The sequence below is a fragment of the Microbispora sp. H10885 genome, from assembly GCF_014161415.1.
GTDB classification, from domain to species: Bacteria; Actinomycetota; Actinomycetes; order Streptosporangiales; family Streptosporangiaceae; genus Microbispora; species Microbispora triticiradicis.
Genome location: NZ_JABBWY010000003.1, coordinates 526,142 through 545,277, shown reverse-complemented (window position 1 = coordinate 545,277; position 19,136 = coordinate 526,142). Strand labels below are relative to the sequence as shown.

General features: G+C 70.8%; 17 protein-coding genes. 9 read left to right on the top strand and 8 right to left on the bottom strand.

The features are described 5' to 3' along the window. Positions 1-209 precede the first annotated feature (209 nt). The 3 genes from HHX37_RS10830 (at position 210) to HHX37_RS10820 (ending at position 5,696) form a co-directional block, all read left to right on the top strand. Positions 210-890: a 4'-phosphopantetheinyl transferase family protein gene (locus HHX37_RS10830; protein WP_182877365.1), complete on the top strand. Its 681-nt coding sequence runs from the start codon at positions 210-212 to the stop codon at positions 888-890. 633 nt (positions 891-1,523) lie between these two features. Then, the gene (locus HHX37_RS10825) at positions 1,524-2,300 is read left to right on the top strand and encodes a FadR/GntR family transcriptional regulator (RefSeq protein WP_167521599.1); all 777 of its coding nucleotides are present in this window, start codon (positions 1,524-1,526) and stop codon (positions 2,298-2,300) included. Positions 2,301-3,308: 1,008 nt separating this feature from the next. After that, a complete protein-coding gene (locus HHX37_RS10820; protein ID WP_182885300.1) occupies positions 3,309-5,696 on the top strand; it encodes a ricin-type beta-trefoil lectin domain protein in 2,388 nt (795 codons plus the stop codon). Between the two features lie 144 nt (positions 5,697-5,840). On the opposite strand, the gene HHX37_RS10815 is transcribed toward HHX37_RS10820, so the two are convergent. The 4 genes from HHX37_RS10815 to HHX37_RS10800 form a co-directional block, all read right to left on the bottom strand. Next, entirely contained in the window at positions 5,841-7,556 is a 1,716-nt protein-coding gene (locus HHX37_RS10815) for an amylo-alpha-1,6-glucosidase (RefSeq protein ID WP_182885299.1), read from the bottom strand. Positions 7,557-7,612: 56 nt separating this feature from the next. Continuing rightward, on the bottom strand, positions 7,613-8,431 hold the full coding sequence (locus tag HHX37_RS10810; protein WP_182885298.1) for a carbohydrate ABC transporter permease: 819 nt from the start codon (positions 8,429-8,431) through the stop codon (positions 7,613-7,615). Then, a complete protein-coding gene (locus tag HHX37_RS10805) occupies positions 8,431-9,384 on the bottom strand; it encodes a sugar ABC transporter permease (protein ID WP_310740329.1) in 954 nt (317 codons plus the stop codon). Before HHX37_RS10805 ends, HHX37_RS10810 begins: the two co-directional genes overlap by 1 nt. Before the next feature lie 106 nt (positions 9,385-9,490). Next, the gene (locus HHX37_RS10800) at positions 9,491-10,780 is read right to left on the bottom strand and encodes a sugar ABC transporter substrate-binding protein (RefSeq protein WP_182885296.1); all 1,290 of its coding nucleotides are present in this window, start codon (positions 10,778-10,780) and stop codon (positions 9,491-9,493) included. Positions 10,781-10,976: 196 nt separating this feature from the next. Between HHX37_RS10800 and HHX37_RS10795 the strand changes: the two genes are divergently transcribed. From HHX37_RS10795 to HHX37_RS10785, 5 genes are all read left to right on the top strand, one after another. Continuing rightward, the gene (locus HHX37_RS10795; protein WP_182882200.1) at positions 10,977-12,008 is read left to right on the top strand and encodes a LacI family DNA-binding transcriptional regulator; all 1,032 of its coding nucleotides are present in this window, start codon (positions 10,977-10,979) and stop codon (positions 12,006-12,008) included. Between the two features lie 101 nt (positions 12,009-12,109). Then, complete coding sequence (locus HHX37_RS36540; RefSeq protein ID WP_220499456.1) at positions 12,110-12,436, top strand: transposase; 327 nt, start codon at positions 12,110-12,112, stop codon at positions 12,434-12,436. Beyond that, positions 12,412-12,768, top strand: a complete 357-nt coding sequence (locus HHX37_RS38165) for a transposase (protein WP_396775373.1) — start codon at positions 12,412-12,414, stop codon at positions 12,766-12,768. The genes HHX37_RS36540 and HHX37_RS38165 overlap by 25 nt, the downstream gene beginning before the upstream one ends. Then, positions 12,744-12,881, top strand: a complete 138-nt coding sequence (locus tag HHX37_RS35610; RefSeq protein WP_220502759.1) for a hypothetical protein — start codon at positions 12,744-12,746, stop codon at positions 12,879-12,881. Before HHX37_RS38165 ends, HHX37_RS35610 begins: the two co-directional genes overlap by 25 nt. A gap of 54 nt (positions 12,882-12,935) precedes the next feature. Further along, entirely contained in the window at positions 12,936-14,426 is a 1,491-nt protein-coding gene (locus HHX37_RS10785) for an ArnT family glycosyltransferase (RefSeq protein ID WP_182885295.1), read from the top strand. Positions 14,427-14,501: 75 nt separating this feature from the next. Here the strand turns inward: HHX37_RS10785 and HHX37_RS10780 are convergent, their stop codons facing one another. Together HHX37_RS10780 and HHX37_RS37685 are read right to left on the bottom strand one after the other, a co-directional pair. Further along, positions 14,502-14,897 carry a peptidase inhibitor family I36 protein gene (locus HHX37_RS10780; protein ID WP_182877358.1) on the bottom strand — a complete coding sequence of 132 codons (396 nt, stop codon included), beginning with the start codon at positions 14,895-14,897 and terminating at the stop codon, positions 14,502-14,504. A 112-nt stretch (positions 14,898-15,009) separates the two neighbouring features. Beyond that, positions 15,010-16,086, bottom strand: a complete 1,077-nt coding sequence (locus HHX37_RS37685) for a Gfo/Idh/MocA family protein (RefSeq protein ID WP_182877357.1) — start codon at positions 16,084-16,086, stop codon at positions 15,010-15,012. A gap of 200 nt (positions 16,087-16,286) precedes the next feature. Between HHX37_RS37685 and HHX37_RS10770 the strand changes: the two genes are divergently transcribed. Then, a complete protein-coding gene (locus HHX37_RS10770) occupies positions 16,287-17,309 on the top strand; it encodes a LacI family DNA-binding transcriptional regulator (protein ID WP_182877356.1) in 1,023 nt (340 codons plus the stop codon). A 67-nt stretch (positions 17,310-17,376) separates the two neighbouring features. On the opposite strand, the gene HHX37_RS10765 is transcribed toward HHX37_RS10770, so the two are convergent. Both HHX37_RS10765 and HHX37_RS10760 read right to left on the bottom strand, forming a co-directional pair. Continuing rightward, entirely contained in the window at positions 17,377-18,597 is a 1,221-nt protein-coding gene (locus tag HHX37_RS10765; protein WP_182882196.1) for an RNA polymerase sigma factor, read from the bottom strand. Beyond that, entirely contained in the window at positions 18,594-18,923 is a 330-nt protein-coding gene (locus HHX37_RS10760) for a YciI family protein (protein WP_117408243.1), read from the bottom strand. The genes HHX37_RS10765 and HHX37_RS10760 overlap by 4 nt, the downstream gene beginning before the upstream one ends. Positions 18,924-19,136 lie beyond the last annotated feature (213 nt).

Sequence of the window (19,136 nt, the reverse complement as noted above, 5' to 3'; positions counted from 1 at the left end):
GCGCACATCCCCTGCCGACCCCTAACACCGACCGTTATTCGGTCTCCGACGGCCCGCGGGGAGCCCACGGCGGCAACGATGGCGACGATCAGGCGGACGGACAACCCCTACCGGGATCACCCCTGCCGGACCCTGCAGATGCGCCCGCTCTGCCCCGAGATCGGCCTCCGACACTTTCTCCCGCGGCGCCGGCCCGCTTAACTGGCACCATGAACGAACCTGCGGCGATCAGGAGCATCCTGCCGCCCGGAGTGGTGGCGGTCGACACCTTTCACGACGCCCACGACGGGATGCTCTTCGCGGCGGAGGAGAAGGCCGTGAGCCGATCCGTGGACAAGCGCCGCAACGAATTCACCACCGCGCGCATCTGCGCGCGCCGGGCGATGAAACTGCTCGGCGTCCCCGAGCAGCCCATCCTGCGGGGTGATCAGGGCGAGCCCAAGTGGCCGGCGGGCCTGGTCGGCAGCATCACGCACTGCGCCGGCTACCGGGGGGCCGTCCTCGCGCCTCGCGGCGAGGTCGTCACCCTCGGCATCGACGCCGAACCCGACGACGCCCTGACGAACGGCGTGCTCGAGGCGATCTCCCTGCCCGAGGAACGCCTGGCCCTGCAGAAACTGGCCCGCAAGCATCCCGGAGTCGCGTGGGACAGGCTGCTGTTCTCGGCCAAGGAAGCGGTCTACAAGGCGTGGTTCCCGCTGACGAAGCGCTGGCTCGACTTCGAGGACGCGATGGTGACCATCGACCCCGACAACGGCCGCTTCACCGCCGCGCTGAAGGTGAAGGGACCGTACGTCTCGGGGGCGCAGCTCACCGGCTTCTCCGGGCGCTGGGTCGCCACCAACGGCCTGCTGCTGGCCGCCATCGTCGTGCCCGCCCAGTCCCGCTGAGCCGGGCCCACTGAGCCGAGCCCACTGAGCCAGGCCCACTGAGCCGAGCCCACTGAGCCGAGCCCACTGAGCCGGGCCCGTTGAGCCGCGGTCTGCTCCGGTTTCCGGCCGCCCATGCGGCCTCGGCACGCGCGGCGGGGTGACCTCGCGCCGGTCCCCCGCCGGTCAGCGGGCCTGTCGCGACACACGGGAAGCCTGTCGCGACACACGGGAAGACGGCGTGCGGACACCGCGGTCATGTGCGCCGGTCATGTGCGCCCGGTCGGGGCGGCCCTCTTCGGCCCGCCGCCATCACGGCGAACAGCACGGCGACCACCGCGGCAGACATCACGGTAGGTATGGCGGGGCGGGCCTGTCCGCCGGCGGAGTTGACCGGGCGCGCGCCCGCGCGCCCGGTCGTGTGATCGGCCGCCGACGCGGTGCGGGCCGTCCGGTTTCGGGAGGAGAACCGGCCCATCCCGCCGTGCCGCAGTGCTCGGATGAATGTCTCACTCCTGCGGCGTCGCCGGCACCACTTCTGTGCTCGCCGATTCCCGCTTCGCCGCACTCAACGCGCGCGCCCGCCAACCCTCCGCGTGTCCCGCCCGAGGAAATGAGTCATGCTTCTACCAGCCATCACAAGGAGGGAGCGCCGTGACCGACACCCCGCGCGAGGGCGGATACCGGCCGGGCTACGAGGTGGCCGCGGAGCAGGTGCTGGAGTTGATCGCCCGGCTTGGCCTGCGTCCGGGTGACCGCATGCCGACGGAGAACGACCTGGCCGGACAGCTGGGCACCAGCCGTACCGTCGTGCGCGAGGCGGTGAAGATCCTGTCGGCGCTCGGCCGGGTGCGCGCCCAGAAGGGCCGGGGCCTGTACGTCGCCGACGACGAGGGCATGCTCGGGGCCGGGCGGCTGGCGTCGTTCTTCCTCCCCACCGACCTCGACCACGTCTACATGCTGTTCGAGTTCCGGCGCGCCCAGGAGATGGAGACCAGCCGGCTCGCCGCCCGCCGCGCCACCCCCGCCGAGCTCAGAGCCGTCGAGGAGGCCGCCGCCGTGTGCCGCCACGGCTTCGAGACCGGACGCGAGGACCTGTTCAACGAGGGCGACGACGCCTTCCACACCGCCATCGCCACGGCCTCGCACAACATGTTCCTCCAGATCGCCGTACGCGAGGCGCGGCGGCTGCAGGTCCAGTCCAACATGATCGGGCTGCGCGGCTCGGTCGGCGGGCACACCGCCAAGGCCGTCGAGGAGCACGACGCCATCTACCAGGCCATCTGCGCCGGAGATCCGGCGGCCGCGGCCCACGCCGCCGCCACGCACATCGACAACACCCTGGACGACTACCGCAGAGAGATCCAGCATCGCCTCTTCTCCCCGGCCGACCGGCCCGGCCCGGCGGTCAGCACGGGCAGGTCTGGGTGAGCGGGGCGGATACGGGCGACGCGGTTCAGGGCAGACCGGTCGGCACGGGGTTGCTCCATAGGCGCTCCGGTGCGTCGCACGACTGAGTCGCGGAGTCCGACTCTTCGTCCTGGCAACTCGTCGTGACGGTGGTGGTGTGAGGCAGAGCAAATACCACGTGTCCGGAGCCCGTCAAGTAGACGGCACGGGCGGTCCCGCCGCCCGCGCGACACCACCTGCCCTTATGGAGCGAAGATCGCCTCGCCCGGAGAGCGCCGCGTGAAAGTTTCACCGGCGAGGGGTTCACGGTCGGCCCGCCGCGACGATCTTCCACTGCCGGCCGGCGCTGCCGGCGTACAGGCCGGTGCTCGCGTTGCGGATCCACACATCGGCGCCGCCCCGTCGCCCACACCCCAGGCGTACCGCAGCAGGGTCACCCGTTTCAGCACCGCCCGCGCCGCCTGGGCGGGCAGTCGCCCCATCCGGTCGATCCCGCCGAACCGGCTGGTGGAGGCCTCGGCCGCGGTCCCGACGGCGGTCACCACGCCCCCGGCCAGTACCAGTGTCCGCCAGAGGTCTGGACATCCGACCACTGCTTTCGTGCGAATGTAGTGGCCGAAGGGATCCGGCACCGGGAGGGCCGTCAAGAGCCCGCACTCGGGCCTTTCCGGTGCTTCTCCCGGCCTCCGGACACCGCCCATGCGCTCCCCCTGGGGCTGGTCAGGCCTCCGCCGGAGCCGATCAGTATGAAACATTCATCCGCGACGAACCGGGACGCGGCCGGGCGAGCAGCGGGTCAAGGGTCCGATGACGAGTGTGAAACTTGGGGCTTGACGGACCGTTATGTTCCGCTGATAACTGGTACCCAGACCTCCGAGGCCGGCCCTCTCCGGGCCCCGCCTCGCGGTCCGACCATCACGCCGGGCCCGGGAGCCTCCCGGACCTCCCCGCGGTGGCCGCAAGCGTCGACTGCCCCATGGCAGTCATTGTTAACGCTAACATTGCGAGCCAATGAGGAAGGACCACCTAATGAGCCGGCGAAAAGAGAATCCGGTGCGCGGCGTCATGAGCGTCGTCGTCGCGCTCCTGGCGGTCGCGATGTCCCTGGTGGCCGTCGCCCCGGCACACGCGGCCGTCGGGATCACGATCAACGGCGGTTCCGGCGGCCGCACGTTCGACGGCGTCGGCGCGATCAGCGGTGGCGGGGGCAACAGCCGCCTGCTCGTCGACTACCCCGAGCCGCAGCGCAGCCAGATCCTCGACTACCTGTTCAAACCCGGGTACGGCGCCTCGATGCAGATCCTCAAGGTCGAGATCGGCGGTGACACCAACTCCACCGACGGCGCCGAGCCGAGCCACCGGCACACCTCCGGCGACATCGACTGCAACCGCGGCTACGAGTGGTGGCTGATGGAGCAGGCCAAGGCCCGCAACCCCAACATCAAGCTGGTGGGCCTCGCCTGGGGCGCCCCCGGCTGGCTCGGCAACGGCAACTTCTGGTCGCAGGACACGATCAACTACCTGGTCGACTGGCTGGGCTGCGCGAAGAACAGTCACGGGCTGACCATCGACTACCTGGGCGGCTGGAACGAGAAGGGCCGCGACACGAACTGGTACATCAACCTCAACTCGGCCCTGGACTCCCGCGGCTACAGCAACGTGAAGATCATCGCCGATGACAACTTCGGCTGGGGCATGGCCGACGACGCGGTGAACAACAGCGCCTTCCGCAACGCGGTCGACGTGTACGGATCGCACTACGTCTGCGGCTACCGCGGCGCCCAGCAGAACTGTCCCAGTTCCACCAACGCGATCAACTCCGGCAAGGCGCTGTGGGCCAGCGAGAACGGCTCCGACGACTACAATGACGGGGCCAAGGCGCTGGCCCGCGGCATCAACCGCGACTACATCGACGGCAAGATGACCGCGTACATCAACTGGCCGGTGATCGCCGCGATCACCCCGAACCTGCCCTTCGCCACGATGGGCGTGGCGGTGGCGCCGCAGCCCTGGTCCGGTTACTACGCCGTCGGCAAGAACGCCTGGGCGATGGCGCAGACCACCCAGTTCACCGCCCCCGGCTGGAAGTATCTCGACTCCTCCAGCGGCTACATCGGCGGCAATCGCAACAACGGCAGCTACGTGTCGCTGAAGTCGACGAACAACACCGACTACAGCACGATCATCGAGACGATGGACGCCGCCTCCGCCCAGACGCTGAACTTCAGCGTCACCGGCGGCCTGTCCACCGGCCAGGTGCACGTGTGGGCGACCAACCTCAACTCCGGCAACTCCGCCGACTACTTCGTCCACACCGGCGACCTCACCCCGTCCGGCGGCAACTACTCCCTGACCGTCCAGCCGGGGTACGTGTACTCGATCACCACCACGACCGGACAGGGCAAGGGCACCGCGACCAGCCCGGCCCGGGGGTCGATGGCCCTGCCGTACTCCGACACCTTCGACTCCTACGCCGTGGGCCGGGAGGCGAAGTACCTCATGGACATGCAGGGCTCGTTCGAGGTCGTGGGCTGCGGCGGCGGACGGTCCGGCCGGTGCGTGCGCCAGATGGCCCCGCGCCAGCCGATCCTGTGGACCGGCGGCTCCCACCCGTACGCCCTGCTCGGTGACCTGGGCTGGAGCAACTACACCGTCTCCACCGAGGTGATGCTGGAGCAGAGCGGCTACGTCGAGGTCATCGGCCGGGCCGGCGCCCAGCACTCCTTCGGTCCCGAAGGGCTCAACGCCTACTACCTGCGGGTGACCGACGGCGGCGCCTGGCAGATCATCCGCAACAACGTCGACAACGCGATGACGACGGTCCGCAGTGGGAACGTCGCCGGGCTCGGCACCGGCCGCTGGCACACCCTGGCCCTGACCTTCTCCGGCAGCACGATCACCGCGAGCATCGACGGGACGCAGGTGGGCTCGGTCACCGACGGCACCTGGGGCGCGGGCCAGATCGGCGTGGGCACCAGCACGACCGAGACCGCGCAGTTCGACAACCTCACGATCACGCCGGGCCAGGGCGGCACCGGCAACGGCAACCTGCTGCGCGGCCTGGCGAGCGGCCGGTGCGTGGACGTGCCGAACCAGTCGCAGACCAACGGCACCCAGGTGGCGCTGTGGGACTGCAACGGCGGCACGAACCAGCAGTGGACCTACACCTCCGGCAAGCAGCTCCAGGTGTACGGCAGCAAGTGCCTCGAAGCCGGCACCACCAACGGCGCCGCGGTCGTCATCAACGGCTGCTCCGGCGGAGCCTCCCAGCAGTGGAACCTCAACGCCGACGGCACCGTCACCGGCGTCCAGTCCGGGCTGTGCCTGGACGCCAACGGCGCCGGGACCGCCAACGGCACGAAGGTCATCGTGTGGTCCTGCAACGGCGGAAGCAACCAGCAGTGGAGTCGTAACTGACCCTGCCCGGTCGCTCGCCCCGGCGGTCCGCCGCCGGGGCCCGGCCGGTCCCCGCTCCCCCGCCCGGCCGTGCTCCGGGCGGGGGCCCGGCGTCTCCTGGACCGCGCCTCCGCAGGTCGAAGCGTTTCGACGAGAGACGTGCCGTCAGGGCGTGTCCGGCGTCGCCCTCTCCCGGCGCTCGCAGGCGGCGGCGAGGATGAGATAGGCGCTGGCCGTCCAGGTGTAGGCGCGGTCGCGGAGACCGGCGCCGCTGCGGGCGTCGAAGTTCTCCGCGAACCCCGACTTCTCGCACAGCATCCGGAAACGCGCGCTGATCTCGTCGGCCTGCTCCGCGTACCCGGCGCGGCGCAGACCGTCCTCGATCAGCACGGTCGAGGGCGCCCAGATCGGGCCGCGCCAGTAGCCGTCGTCCTGGTAGTGCGGGGAGGCGGGCGGCTCGGTGGCGAGCCCGAACTCGGTCAGGTGGGTCTCGATACCGGCGGCGAGCGCCGCGCGGACGGGTTCCGGCAGCTCGTCGCCGAGCACGATCGGCATCAGGTCGAGCAGGCTGGAGCTGGACCAGGTGCGTCCCGACAGGGCGCCCCTGGCGACGAACCGCTCGCCGTCCCACAGCTCCGCGAGCAGCGCCTCGCGCATCCGGTCGGCCTCCCGGCTCCAGGCCGCCGCCTCGTCCGTACGGCCGAGCCGGTCCGCGAGCCGGGCCAGCTCGCGCATCTGCAGGACCAGGAAGGCGGCCAGGTCGGCGGTCTCGACGACGCGCTCGGGGTCGAAGGTGGTGGCGTTGTCCCAGCCGCTGTCGTTGCCGTGCTGGTAGTGCGCGAGCGGGCGGCCCGGCGCGCGCCGCTTCGTCAGCCAGAAGCCGGTCCACCGCTCCAGCAGCCGGTACGTCTCCAGCGGCTCCGCCCGCTCCGGCAGGCGGCGCAGCGCCCAGCCGTGGATGGGCGGCTTGACGAAGTTGTAGAGGATTTCGGAGTGGGTGACGGAGTCGGGCAGCGCGCCCGTGGCGTCCTGGTGGTCGAAGGGCACCCGGAACTGGTCCCACGCCAGCTCCGGCAGGCCGTCGGCGAGGGCGATGGCGTTGAAGCAGTGGTCCCAGCTCCACACCTTGTCCATCCAGTGCTTGGACATCAGCACGGCGGAGCGCGTGACGAACCCGGCCGGGCGCACCGTCGCCGACCACAGGACGTACGCCGCGAGTTCGGCGGCGGGCGTGCGGTCGCTCCGCCAGGGCGCCACCGCCTCGGCGAACGCGTCGAAGTCGGCCCGGGCCGCCGCGACCACCTCGTCGAAGTCGCTCACGGCGGCGTAGGGGGCGCGGGCGGTCTCGTACTCCTCGACGGCGATCTCCCACGGCTCATCGTCGCCGGGTAGCACGACGCCGCGCTCGGCCGTGCCGAGCGCCTGCGCGCCCGCCGGCTCGGCCCGCCCGGCCAGCAGGGTGATCCGGTAACGGCGCCCGGTCTGGTAGACGGTGAAGACCCACGAGCCGTCGCAGGGATCCTGGTAGAAGTACGGACCGCTGAACGGGGTCAGGACCGGGTCGGCCGCCTGCAGGTGCAGCCCGAGACCGTGCCCGCGCAGCCGTACGGTGTCGGGGTTCTCGTACGCGAGGTCGATCCGGCCGGTGTCGCAGGCCCAGGTGAGCAGGTGCGGCGCGGCGGTGACCACGGTCTCGGCGCGGTCGCCCGCCACGGCCGGCACCAGCCGCAGGATCGGGTGCATGCCGGTCTGGTGCGACACGAGATGGACGTCCCGCGCGTAGTTCTTCTCCCCGATCACCGGTGAGAAGCCGAACCAGGATCCGCGGAAGCTGAACGGGATCTCCTGCGGGGAGAACACCGGGCCTGCGGCGACGGTCATGAAGACGATGTCCCTTCTGTCCTGAGGAGAGCCGGCTGCCGGCGAAGAGGGCCGGTTCAGTGCTTCACCGCGCCGGCGGTGACTCCGGCGGCGACGTAGCGCTGGGCGACGACGAGGAGCACGGTGGCGGGGATCGAGGCGATCACGGCGGTGGCCATGATGGCGTTCCACTGCTGGTTGTTGTTGCCGATGTAGTGGTAGATGCCGAGCGTGATGGGCTGGTGGTCGCCGCCCTGGTCGAGGGTGCTGGCGAAGACGAAGTCCGACCAGGCCCACAGGAACGCGAACAGCGAGACCGTGATGACGGCGTTCCGGCTGACCGGGAGCACGACCGACCAGAACGTGCGGGTCGCTCCCGCGCCGTCCACCCGGGCGGCCTGCAGCAGCTCCTCCGGGATCCCGGACATGAACGTCGTCAGCACCAGCACCGCGAACGGCACCGCCAGCGTGGAGTCGGCCACGATCAGCCCGGGGAGCGTGTTGAGCAGGCCGGTGCTGAGGAAGATGGCGTAGAAGCCCATCGCCATGATGATCCCGGGGATCATCTGCGCGATCAGCAGCGCGAACGTCAGCGCCCCGCCGCCACGCGGGCGGAGCTTGGCCAGCGAGTACGCCGCGGGCGCCGCGACCAGCAGGGTCAGCGCCACCGTGCCGAGCCCCACGACCAGGCTGGTCGCGAGGTACGGCAGCTGCCGGTCGAGCACCTCGCGGTAGCCCTCCAGGGTGCCGTCGACGGGGAACCAGTTCGGCGGCGACTTGCGCATGTCCCGGTCGCGGGTGAAGGAGACGTTGATCATCCAGTAGACCGGGAACAGCATCAGGCCGGTGAGCGCCAGCCCGAGCGCGGTCTTCGCCGGGCTGCGGGAGCCCCTCATCAGAAGGCCTGCCTTCGCTGGAGACGGATGTAGACCAGCCCGAACACCAGGGCCATGACGATCAGCAGGTTGCCGACCGCGGCGCCGGGCCCGAACGCCGGGAGCAGGTTGCCGAACCCCAGCCGGTACGACCAGGTCGCGAACGTGGTGGACGACCCGCTCGGCCCGCCCCTGGTCATGATCCAGATGATGTCGAACACCTTGAGCGTGTAGACCAGCCCGAGCAGCAGCGTGATCGCCGAGACCGGCCGCAGCAGCGGGAACGTCACCCGCCAGAACCGCTGCGCGCCCGTCGCGCCGTCCAGTTCGGCCGCCTCGTAGATCACCGGGTCGATGGCCTGCAGGCCGGAGTACAGCACGACCAGGTTGAACGGGATGCCGATCCAGATGTTGGCGATGACGACCGACCACAGCGACCAGTCCGGCGAGGTCAGCCAGTGGACCGGAGCCGCGCCGAACGCGCCGAGGACGGCGTTGACGACGCCGGAGTCGCTGTTGAGCATCCACGACCAGGTGGAGGACGACACGATCAGCGGCAGCAGCCACGGCACCAGGAACAGCGCCCGCAGCGTCGCGGACAACCGGAAGTTCCGGTGGAAGAACATCGCGAGGGCGAGCCCGATGGTGAACTGGAAGGCCAGCGACACCACGGTGAACACCACCGTGTGCCAGAGCGCCGGCCCGAACGTCGGGTCCGCCACGACCTTCGCGTAGTTGGCCGTCCCGGTGAAGGGCGCGTCGCCCCGTACGAACGACCGCACGGTGTAGTCGCGCAGGCTCAGGTCGAGGTTGCGGTAGAGCGGGTAGGCGTAGAAGACCGCCAGGTAGACGACGACCGGAGCGAGGAAGGCCCACGCCGCCCACTGCCGGGACGGGGGCCGCGCCATCGCCCGGCGGCCGCGCCCCCCGGCCGGTGCGCGCGCGGCGGCGGGCGGCGCGGGCGCCTGTGTCACGTGATTCATGCTGTCCTTCGTCCGACGGGAGGCCGCGAGAGGATCTCGGAAAGGGGCCCCGGGGCGCCGATCCCCGGGGCCTGTCCATCACCCCCGCGGCCCGCGGCTACTGCGTGGCGCTCGCCGCGGCGGTCTGGGCGTCGGCCATCGCCTGCTGCGGGCTCTTCGAACCGCTCAGCGCGGCCTGCACCGCGTTCCACATCGGCTCGGAGATCTTCGGATACTTGGTGCCGAGGTCGTCGCTGGTGCGGCCCTTGGCCGCCTTGACCGCGTCCACCCACACCTTCAGGCCCGCGTTCTGCTCCACCTGCTTGGCCTGCACCTCATCGGTGGGCGCGATGTACGACAGGGTCGTCGTCGTGCTCAAGGAGTTGTCCGTGCTGGTCAGGCAGGCCACCAGCTTCTGGGAGACGGCGTAGCGGGCGGTGTCCTGCTGCACCGGGATGCTCACGAACTCACCGCCGGTCGGGGCGGGCGCGGTGCCGCCGTCCTTCGAGGGAACGGGGATGATGCCGTACTCGAACCCGGCCTTCTCGGCGTTGGCGAGCTGCCAGGTGCCGTTCTCGGCGAAGGCGAAGTCGCCGCCGGCGAACTCCTGCCAGCTCGTGGTCTGGGTGTTGTTGATCACCGAGTTGGGGGCGTACCCCTTCTTCAGCCAGTCGGTCCACAGCGCGACCGCCGAGACGCCCTCGGGTGAGTCGAGCTTGGTGAGCTGCGCGCCTGAGCCCCAGAACCAGGGCAGGAACTGGAAGCTGCCCTCCTCGGTGCCGATCGCGGAGAACGTGATCCCCTTCTTGCCCGCGGCCTTGACCTTCTCCAGGGCGGCGGTCAGCGACGCCCAGTCCTTGACCGACCCGATGTCCACGCCGGCCTTCTTCAGCACTCCCTTGTTGTAGTAGAGCGCGAGGGTGTTGGCCCCGATGGGGACGCCGTAGGTCTTGCCCCCGCTCTGCCCGGCCGCCAGCAGGTTCGGCGCGATCGTTGAGGTGTCGAGCTTGTTCTCCTCGGTGCTGGTGAGGACCCCGGCCTCGGCCAGCGTGGAGACCACCGGGTTGTCGACGATGAGCACGTCCGGCGCGTTGCCCTGCTGCGCGGCGAGCAGCGTCTTGTTCGTCAGGTCGGTGGTGTCGTACGCGGTGCGCTCGACCGTGACGCCCGCCTGGGTGCCGCATGTCTCCAGCAGCTTGACCCAGTCGGAGCTCTTGTCGTGCTGCGGGTAGGGGTCCCAGATCGTGTACGTCCCGCCGCCGGCGGCCTGGCTGCCGGACGCCTGGGCGCCCGCACCGGTCGAGTCGCCGGGCTCGTCGGACGAGGAGCATCCGGCGAGCCCGGAGGCGACCGCAAGGGCCGCAATAGCCAGACCGGCCACGTGCCGGCCCGGTGCCGCTGATCTCATGATCGTAACCTCCGCTGACGCGCGTTACGCGGCTGTTTCGTTGGATATCGAATCGGTTCGCATGAACATAGGCCTACATATCGCCGACGTCAATGGATACCGCCGAATCCACCCGCCGAGTGGCAGGCTCATCGGTTCGACCTAGGATGGACGCGGTCGGTCGGATCAGCGGTTGGTGGGATCAAAGGGGGCGCCGGTGAACATCGGGGAGATCGCCAGAAGGTCGGGCGTGGCGCGCAGCACCGTCTCCTACGCCCTGAGCGGCAAACGCCCGGTGGCCGAGGAGACCCGCCGCCGCATCCAGGCGGTCATCGACGAGCTGGGCTACCAGCCCAACGCCACCGCCAAGGCGCTCAAGGAGGGCAGGACCCGGACCATCGGCCTGGTCGTCCCCCCGGCCAGCCGGCGTCTGACAGACCTGCAGCTCGGGTTCGTCGCCAGCGTCGTCGACGCCGCCGCCCGCGCCGACCTCGACGTCCTGCTGTCGCCGTCCGGCGGGGAGCACGACCGTTCGTTCGAACGGGTGGTCAGCGGCAGGCGGGTGGACGGCGTCATCCTGATGGAGATACGGCTGGAGGACGACCGGGTCGCCCGCCTGCGGCGGAGCAGGCTGCCGTTCGTCGGCATCGGCCACACGAGCCGCCCCGACGAGATGTCCTGGGTGGACGTCGACTACGAGACCCTGATCTCCGGATGCGTGCACCACCTGGCCGACCTCGGCCACCGCCGGATCGCCCTGGTGAACCGGTCCGCCGAGCTGGTGGCCGCCGGATACGGCCCCGCCCATCGGGCCCAGGCCGGTTTCACCCGCGCCGCGGCCGAACGCGGGGTGGAAGGCGTGGAGGTGTGCTGCGCCGACGACGCCCGATCCGGGCAGTCCTGCGTCGAGCGGCTACTCGCCGGGGACCCCGGTCTCACCGCCATCGCGACCATCAACGAGGCCGCCATGCCCGGGATGTACCGCGCGATCGAGCGGGCGGGCCTGGCGGTGCCCGGCGACTTCTCCGTCACCGGCGTCTCGGCGCGCCTGTGGGCCGAGAGCCTGCACCCGCCGCTCACCGCCGCCGACATGCCCGCCGACGAGCTCGGCGCGCACGCCGTCGAGATGCTCATCCAGCGCATCGCCGAGCCCGCCACCCCCCACCGTCATCTCCTCGTCGCCCCGCCCATCTCCCTGCGCGGCACGACCGGCCCCGTACGTCTCCGGGAGCCGCGCGACCAGGTCTAGCGCCTGTATCGAAGTCCGCGGTGGGGTGTGGGCCGGTTTGAGGTGTGTCGTCGGGGAGTCGGAGAGGTCGTAGATCGACAACGTGATTCAGTAAGCGGCAGTTGATCGACGGGATCCGCTGGCGGGTACGGACCGGCGCGCCCTGGCGGGATGTGCCCGCCTGCTACGGATCCTGGTCAACGGTGTATGCGCTGTTTCGGCGCTATCAGCGAGACGGCATCTGGCAGCAGATCCTGACCACGTTGCAGGCGCTGGCGGACGCGGCCGGGCGCATCACCTGGGACGTCAGCGTCGATTCCACGATCGCCCGGGCGCATCAGCACGCCGCCGGGGCGCGGAAAAGGGGGATCTTCAAGCTGAGCCGCCCGGCGGCAGGGGCGGCACCGAGCCGGCCGATCACGGGCTGGGGCGTTCTCGTGGCGGGCTGACCACCAAGCTGCATCTGGCCTGCGAGCAGGGGCAGAAGCTGCTGTCGATCGTGCTGACCGCAGGGCAGCGCGGTGACAGTCCGCAGTTCACCGCGGTTCTCGGCGGTATCCGGGTGCCGCGCCTGGGCGTGGGGCGGCCCCGCACCCGCCCCGACCGTGTCCTGGCCGACAAGGCCTACACCTCCGCAACCGCGTCTACCTGCGGCAGCGCGGGATCAAGGCCACCATCCCCAGCAAGGCCGACCAGGACGCCAACCGCCGTGCCAAAGGCTCCAAGGGCGGGCGGCCTCCCGCCTTCGACCCCGAGATGTACAAGCGGCGCCACGCGGTGAAGTGCGGCATCAACCGCCTCAAACGCCACCGCGCTGTCGCCACCAGGTACGACAAACTCGCCGTCCGCTACGAAGCCACGATCATCATCGCCGCGATCAACGAATGGCTCTGACCGACTTCGATACAGGCTCTAGCGCCGTGGCGGTAGCGCGATCACACTGTGACGATGCCGGACATCACCCAGCGCACCCGGTCCTTCGTCGCCCCCTGGCCGGTGGTCCTGATGACTGGTCTGGTAGTCGCTCTACTGCTGGCGTTCTCGGGCGCCTACGGCTTCCTGGGCGACGAGATGTACTTCGTCGTGGCGGGCCGGCATCCCGCCTTCGGCTACGTCGACCAGCCGCCGCTGACCCCGTTGCTATCCGCCGCCTCGGTGGGCCTGCTGGGCGTCTCGCCGACCGCGGTCCGGGTGCTGCCGGCCGTGGAGGCGGCGCTCGTCGTCGTCCTCGTGGCGCTCATCTCACGCGACCTCGGCGGGTCTCGGCGGGCGCAGTTCCTGGCGGCCGTCACGGCCGCCGTTTCCGGCTATCTCGCCGCTGGCCACATGGACACCACGACAAGTCTCGACCTGCTTGCCTGGGCGCTCATCCTGTGGCTGGCGGTCCGGCTTCTCGCCGGTGCCGACCGGCGCCTGTGGCTGGCGGTAGGCCTGACCGCCGGGATAGGGCTGCAGAACAAGGACACCCTGCTGTTCCTGGCCGCGGGGCTGGCGCTGGGCCTTCTCGCCGCCCGGCGCTGGGACGTCGTCCGTTCACCGTGGCCGTGGGCGGCCATCGGGATCGCTCTTCTGTTCTGGGCGCCGAACCTCGTCTGGCAGGCGATGAACGGCTGGCCCCAGCTCACCATGGCCTCGCGCATCGCCGGGTACGCTGCGGACAACCGCGCCCAGATCGTGCCGCTGCTCTGGCTCTTCACCGGTCCGATCCTGTTCACCGTGAGCCTCGCCGGAGCGGTCTGGCTCCTGCGTTCGAGGAACGCGGTCCCGTGGCGGGCGATCGGCATCGCGGGCCCCATCGCGCTCGTCCTCGTCGTCGCGACCGGAGGCAAGCCCTACTACGCGATCGGCACCGCGGCCGCGTACATGGCCGCGGGCTCGATCGTCGTCGACCGCTGGCTCGTACGCGGCCACGCCAGCATCAAGGGAACAATCTTCACCGCCGCCGCCTTGGTCTCGGGTCTGCTCCTCGCGTACCTGACCCTGCCGGTCCTGCCCCTTGCCACCTATGCCGCTAGCACCCTTCCGGCCACGGTGCATGACACCGCGAACCAGATCGGCTGGCCGGCGTTCGTCTCCACGGTTAAGGGCGCGGTGGCAGCCCTACCCGCCGACGAGCGCGCCCGTGCGGTGATCCTGACCAACGACTACAGCGAGGCGAGCGCACTCGACCTGCTCGGATCGGAACTGCCCCCCATCTACTCCGGTCACAACTCGTACTGGTCATGGGGTCCGCCACCGGCTCAACGCACCGTCGTCGTCCACGTCGGCGACTGGCGGCCCGCCGACTGGAGCAGGTTCTTCGTCGGCTGCCGGGACGTGGCCCGGATCGACAACGGACTGGGCGTTCCGAACGGGGAGCAGGGCAAGGCCGTCTCAGTCTGCACCGGCCTGAAGTCGTCGTGGACCGCGATGTGGCCCGGACTCCGAACCATCAGCTGACGAATCGCCCGGCCTTTCGTCCGAGAACAATCCTGCCCCGGCATCTCCCGGTCGCGAGAGGCTTTGATACAGGCTCTAGGAGAAGGTCGGATACCCGTTGCAGTTGTAGCTGTTCAGCAGCTGGACCGACGAGATCTTGTCGTTGAACTTCCACTGCGGCGCGCCGAGGACGTCCACCTTCTCCCACGGGCGGATGCAGTAGCGGCGGTCCCTGAAGTCCCTGTCGTCGTAGACGACCCAGGCGAGCCAGGTGTTGTTCACGATCGAGCTCGCGCGGTCGGAGAACCCGATACTGCCGTTCGAGTACGTGAAGACGCGGTGCTCTCCCTCGTACCACGAGTCGTCGTAGAGGTAGAGCCCCGCCATCTCGCCCGGCTTGAGTTCGGCGTGTGCGGCGGGGGCGGCGGTGATCGTGCCGGCGACGGCGGCGGCCGCCGCCAGGCAGGTGATCGTCCTGGTCAGTCTCGACATGGTCTTCTCCCAGACAGTCGTCGTTTCCGTGTCTGGGAAGAGCCTGCCGGTCGCCGATTGGCCGCCACTTGGACAGCGCTTGGCGCCCGCTGGGCGGGCGCTCGTCACGTGGTCACAGGGCCCACTCCATCGGCGCGGGCGGGGTGAAGTCCGAGGTCAGCTCGACCGGCTTGCCCGTCTCGTACGACTCCCTGGCGGCGCAGAGGATCTCCACCACGTGGGCGGCCTGACGGCCGGTGGCCCGGTGGGGGCGGTCCTCCCGGATCGCCGCGGCGAGGTCGCGCACCGCCCTCCCCCACTCCACCCCCTTCCACGGCTCCCTCAGCGGGGGCACCGGCTCGGGGTCGCGGCCCGGCGCACGGACCTCCACGGACGGGTCGAAGTCGTGCCAGCTCTCCAGCAGCAGCGAGCCGTCGTCCCCGTGGAACTCCACCCCCTGCTGCCGGGTGGAGCCGTTGGGCACGTAGAAGGAGCAGGTCAGGCGGAGCAGGACGCCGCCGTCGAACTCCACGTTGGCCACCACGTAGTCGGGCGTGCTGATCGTGAACTCGCTGCCGTCCAGGCGCGTGCGGCGGGGCCAGACGACGGAGGAGAACGCGGTGACCCGCCGGGCCGGTCCGAGTGCCGTCGTCACGATCGTGAGCGGGTAGACCCCGACGTCGAACAGCGGCCCCACGGCGTAGAAGCCGTCGGGCTCGGGGTGCCACGCCTCGATCCTGCCCCAGTTGACCTCGGCGAAGACGAGCCGCACCGGTCCGACGCGGCCCTCCCTGAGCAGCTTGAGCGTGGTCTGCTGGGCCTCGCCGAGGAAGGTCGCCGGGGCGCAGCCCAGCCGCAGGCCGCGGCTCTCCGCGATCTCCACGAGCCCGGCCGCCTCCTCATGGGTCAGCGCCAGCGGCTTCTCGCTGTGCACGTGCTTGCCGGCCTCCAGGCTGCGGCGGATCACCTCGTAGTGCGCCCGGTGGACGGTCAGGTTCACGACGATGTCCACGTCGTCGTCGGCGAGCACCTCGTCGAGCGTGCCGTACACCCGGCCGCCGTGCGGGGCCGCCAGCGCCTCGGCCCGCTCCGGCAGCACGTCCTGGGCGCCGACCAGGCGCATCTCCGGATAACGGGCCAGGTCGGCGGCGTACCGGGCCGCGATGTTGCCGCAGCCGACGATCGCCACGCCGGTGCTGTCGGAAGCCACGATCGCTCTCCTCTGATTTCAGTGAAACCACGACATCCCGCATGAAGCTACGCCGCCCTCACACGGGGGTCAATGAGCGATTAAGACCGATATATGACCCCTTGACGGGTGATGCGACCACGGCCTAACGTCGCGAGAAGGACGAAATTTCACTGAAATTTCAGGACATACACTGAGATCGGCCCCCTCGTGGAGGGCGTATGCGGCGGACGACGCGACGGTCCACCCTCAAGGAGGTGGCCGAGCGAGCCGGCGTCTCGATCGGCACGGCCTCCGCGGTCTTCGCCGGCAAGACGTGGGTCTCGCCCTCCACCGGTTCGGTGGTCCGCCAGGCCGCCGAGGAACTCGGCTACCGCCCGCGGGCCCGCCGACCGGCCGAAACCGGCATGATCGGGTTCGTGTCGTGGGTGAGCGAGCTGTTCTCCCCCGGCAACCTCTACTACGCCCCCGTCGTGTACGGCGCGCAGCAGGCGTGCGCGGAGCTCGACCTCTCGATGACGTACGAGGTGATCCAGCCGCAGGGGGACCGGCTGCCGCTGTGCGTCGAGCGCGGCCAGGTCGCCGGGCTGCTCGTGCTGAACGTCGGCGCGAGCCGCGACCACCTGGCGAGGATCCTCGACGCGGGCGTGAGCTGCGTCCTGCTGGAGCACGCCGTCATCGACCTGCCGGTGGACTACGTGCGCCACGACGACGAGACCGGCGGATACCTCGCCACCCGCCACCTCATCGGGCTCGGTCACACCAGCCCGCCACCGGCGATCATCACGGCGGGAGCGCACATCGTGCCCGCCGCCCGGCGGCTGGCGGGCTATCGCCGGGCCTGCGCCGAGCACGGCCTGGCCCCCGACCCGGCGTACGTGCGGCCCGGAGACTTCACCGCGCGGACCGGGTACGAGCAGATGACGGCGCTGCTCGACCTGCCCACGCCGCCCACCGCCGTGTTCTGCGCCAACGACCTGTCGGCGTTCGGTGCGCTCGACGCGCTGCGGGAGCGGGGCCTGCGGGTGCCCGCCGACGTCAGCGTGATCGGATACGACGACGTGGCGATGGCCGCGCACGCCTCCCCGCCCCTCACCACGATCGCCTCCGACAAGGAACTGCTCGGCGCCCAGGCCGTCTGGCACCTCGTCCAGCGCATCCGCCGCCCCGAGACGACGAGCCGCGACACTATGCTCGGCGTCCGCCTCGTCGAACGCCGGTCCACCGCTCCCCCGCACAGATGACCCGCCGCCGTCTTCGGGTCGAGTTCCCGGGCCGGTGCGGCTGAGGCGGTGGCCGGGGTGACGCGGTTCACGGGCCGGCCAGCTGGTCGCGGCGGCGGACGAGGTACGCCGCCTCGGCCGTGTTGGCCGCGAGCGCGATGGCCCGGTCGTACGCCGCCCGGGACTCGGCGCTGCGGCCCAGCCGGCGCAGCAGATCGGCGCGGGTGGCGTGGAAGGCGTGGTAACCCTCCAGCGGCGATGCGTCCACCTGCGCCAGCGCCACCTGCGGGCCGTCGATCTCGGCGACCGCGATCGCCCGGTTGAGCCGCACGATCGGCGAGGGGTCGAGGCGGACCAGGTGGTCGTAGAGCGCGACGACCTGCGACCAGTCGGTGTCGCGGACGTCGCGGGCGTCGGTGTGGACGGCGTTGATCGCGGCGAGGATCTGGTAGCGCCCAGGCGCCTCCCCCGAGGCGAGGCGCGCGCGGACCAGGGCGTGGCCCTCGGCGATCAGCTCACGGTCCCAGGCGCCGCGGTCCTGCTCGCCTAGGGCGACCAGCTCGCCGCTCGCCGACACCCGCGCGGCCCGGCGGGCCTCCGTCAGCAGCATCAGCGCCAGCAGCCCGGCGGCCTCGCCGTCCGCCGGCAGCAGCGCGCGCACCAGCCGGGTCAGCCGGATCGCCTCGGCGGTCAGATCGCCGCGGACCGGCTCCCTCCGGGGGTCCGAGGCCAGGTAACCCTCGTTGAAGATCAGGTAGAGGACGGTGAGGACCCCGGTGACCCGGGCCGGGAGGTCCTCCCGGAACGGCACGCCGTACGGGATCCTCGCCGCCTTGATCTTCGCCTTCGCGCGCGTGATCCGCTGTCCCATGGCGGTCTCCTCGACCAGGAACGCGCGGGCGATCTCGGGCACGGTGAGCCCGCCGACCATCCGCAGGGTCAGCGCGATCCGCGCCTCCATGGCGAGAGCGGGATGGCAGCAGGTGAACACCAGGCGGAGCCGGTCGTCGTCGACGACGCCGAGCGGCTCGGGCGTGCCGGACAACATCAGCGCCTCCCTGTGCTTCTCCTCGCGCCTGACCTCACGCCGGAGCCGGTCGACGGCCTTGCGGTGGGCGGTGGTGGTCAGCCACGCGCCGGGATTCGGCGGGACGCCCTCCGCGGGCCAGCGCTCGACGGCGGTCGCGAACGCCTCTGCGGCCATCTCCTCCGCGACGTCGAGGTCGCCGAGACGCCTGGCCAGGGTCGCGACCACCCGGGCCCACTCCTCGCGGTGGACCTGGGCGATCACCTCGTCGACGCCGGTCATTCGCCCAGGATCGGCCGCAGCTCGACCCTCCGGTTGCAGCTCTTCGACCCCGCGGCGGCGAGCCGCAGCGCCACGTCGAGGTGCGGCGCCTCGATGATCCAGAAGCCGATGATGTGCTCCTTCGACTCCAGGTAGGGCCCGTCGGTGAACACCGGCTCAGCGTCCCGGCCGTCGACGACGGTGGCCGCGCCGGGCGACGCGAGTCCCGCGGCGAACACCCAGTGGCCGTCGGCCTGGAGCCGCTCGTTGAAGACGTCGATCGCGGCCTGCTCCTCCTCGGTGGCGACGGCCGACTCGTTGAGCACGGACATCAGGTACTGCGCCATCGGGATCATCTCCTGTCGTCGTGTGGCGGCCCCCTCGGGCCGCCTGTCACCCCTGCTACGAACGCGGCCGTCCGGATCCGACACCCTCCGCTGAATTTCCTCGAAGAATTCTCGTACGGACCCGTCCCTGTGGGGGTGCGCCGGCCCGGGGCCTGTCCGCGGCCCGGAGGTCAGCGCGCGCCGGCGAGGCCGTCGAGCAAAGCCGGGCCTCGT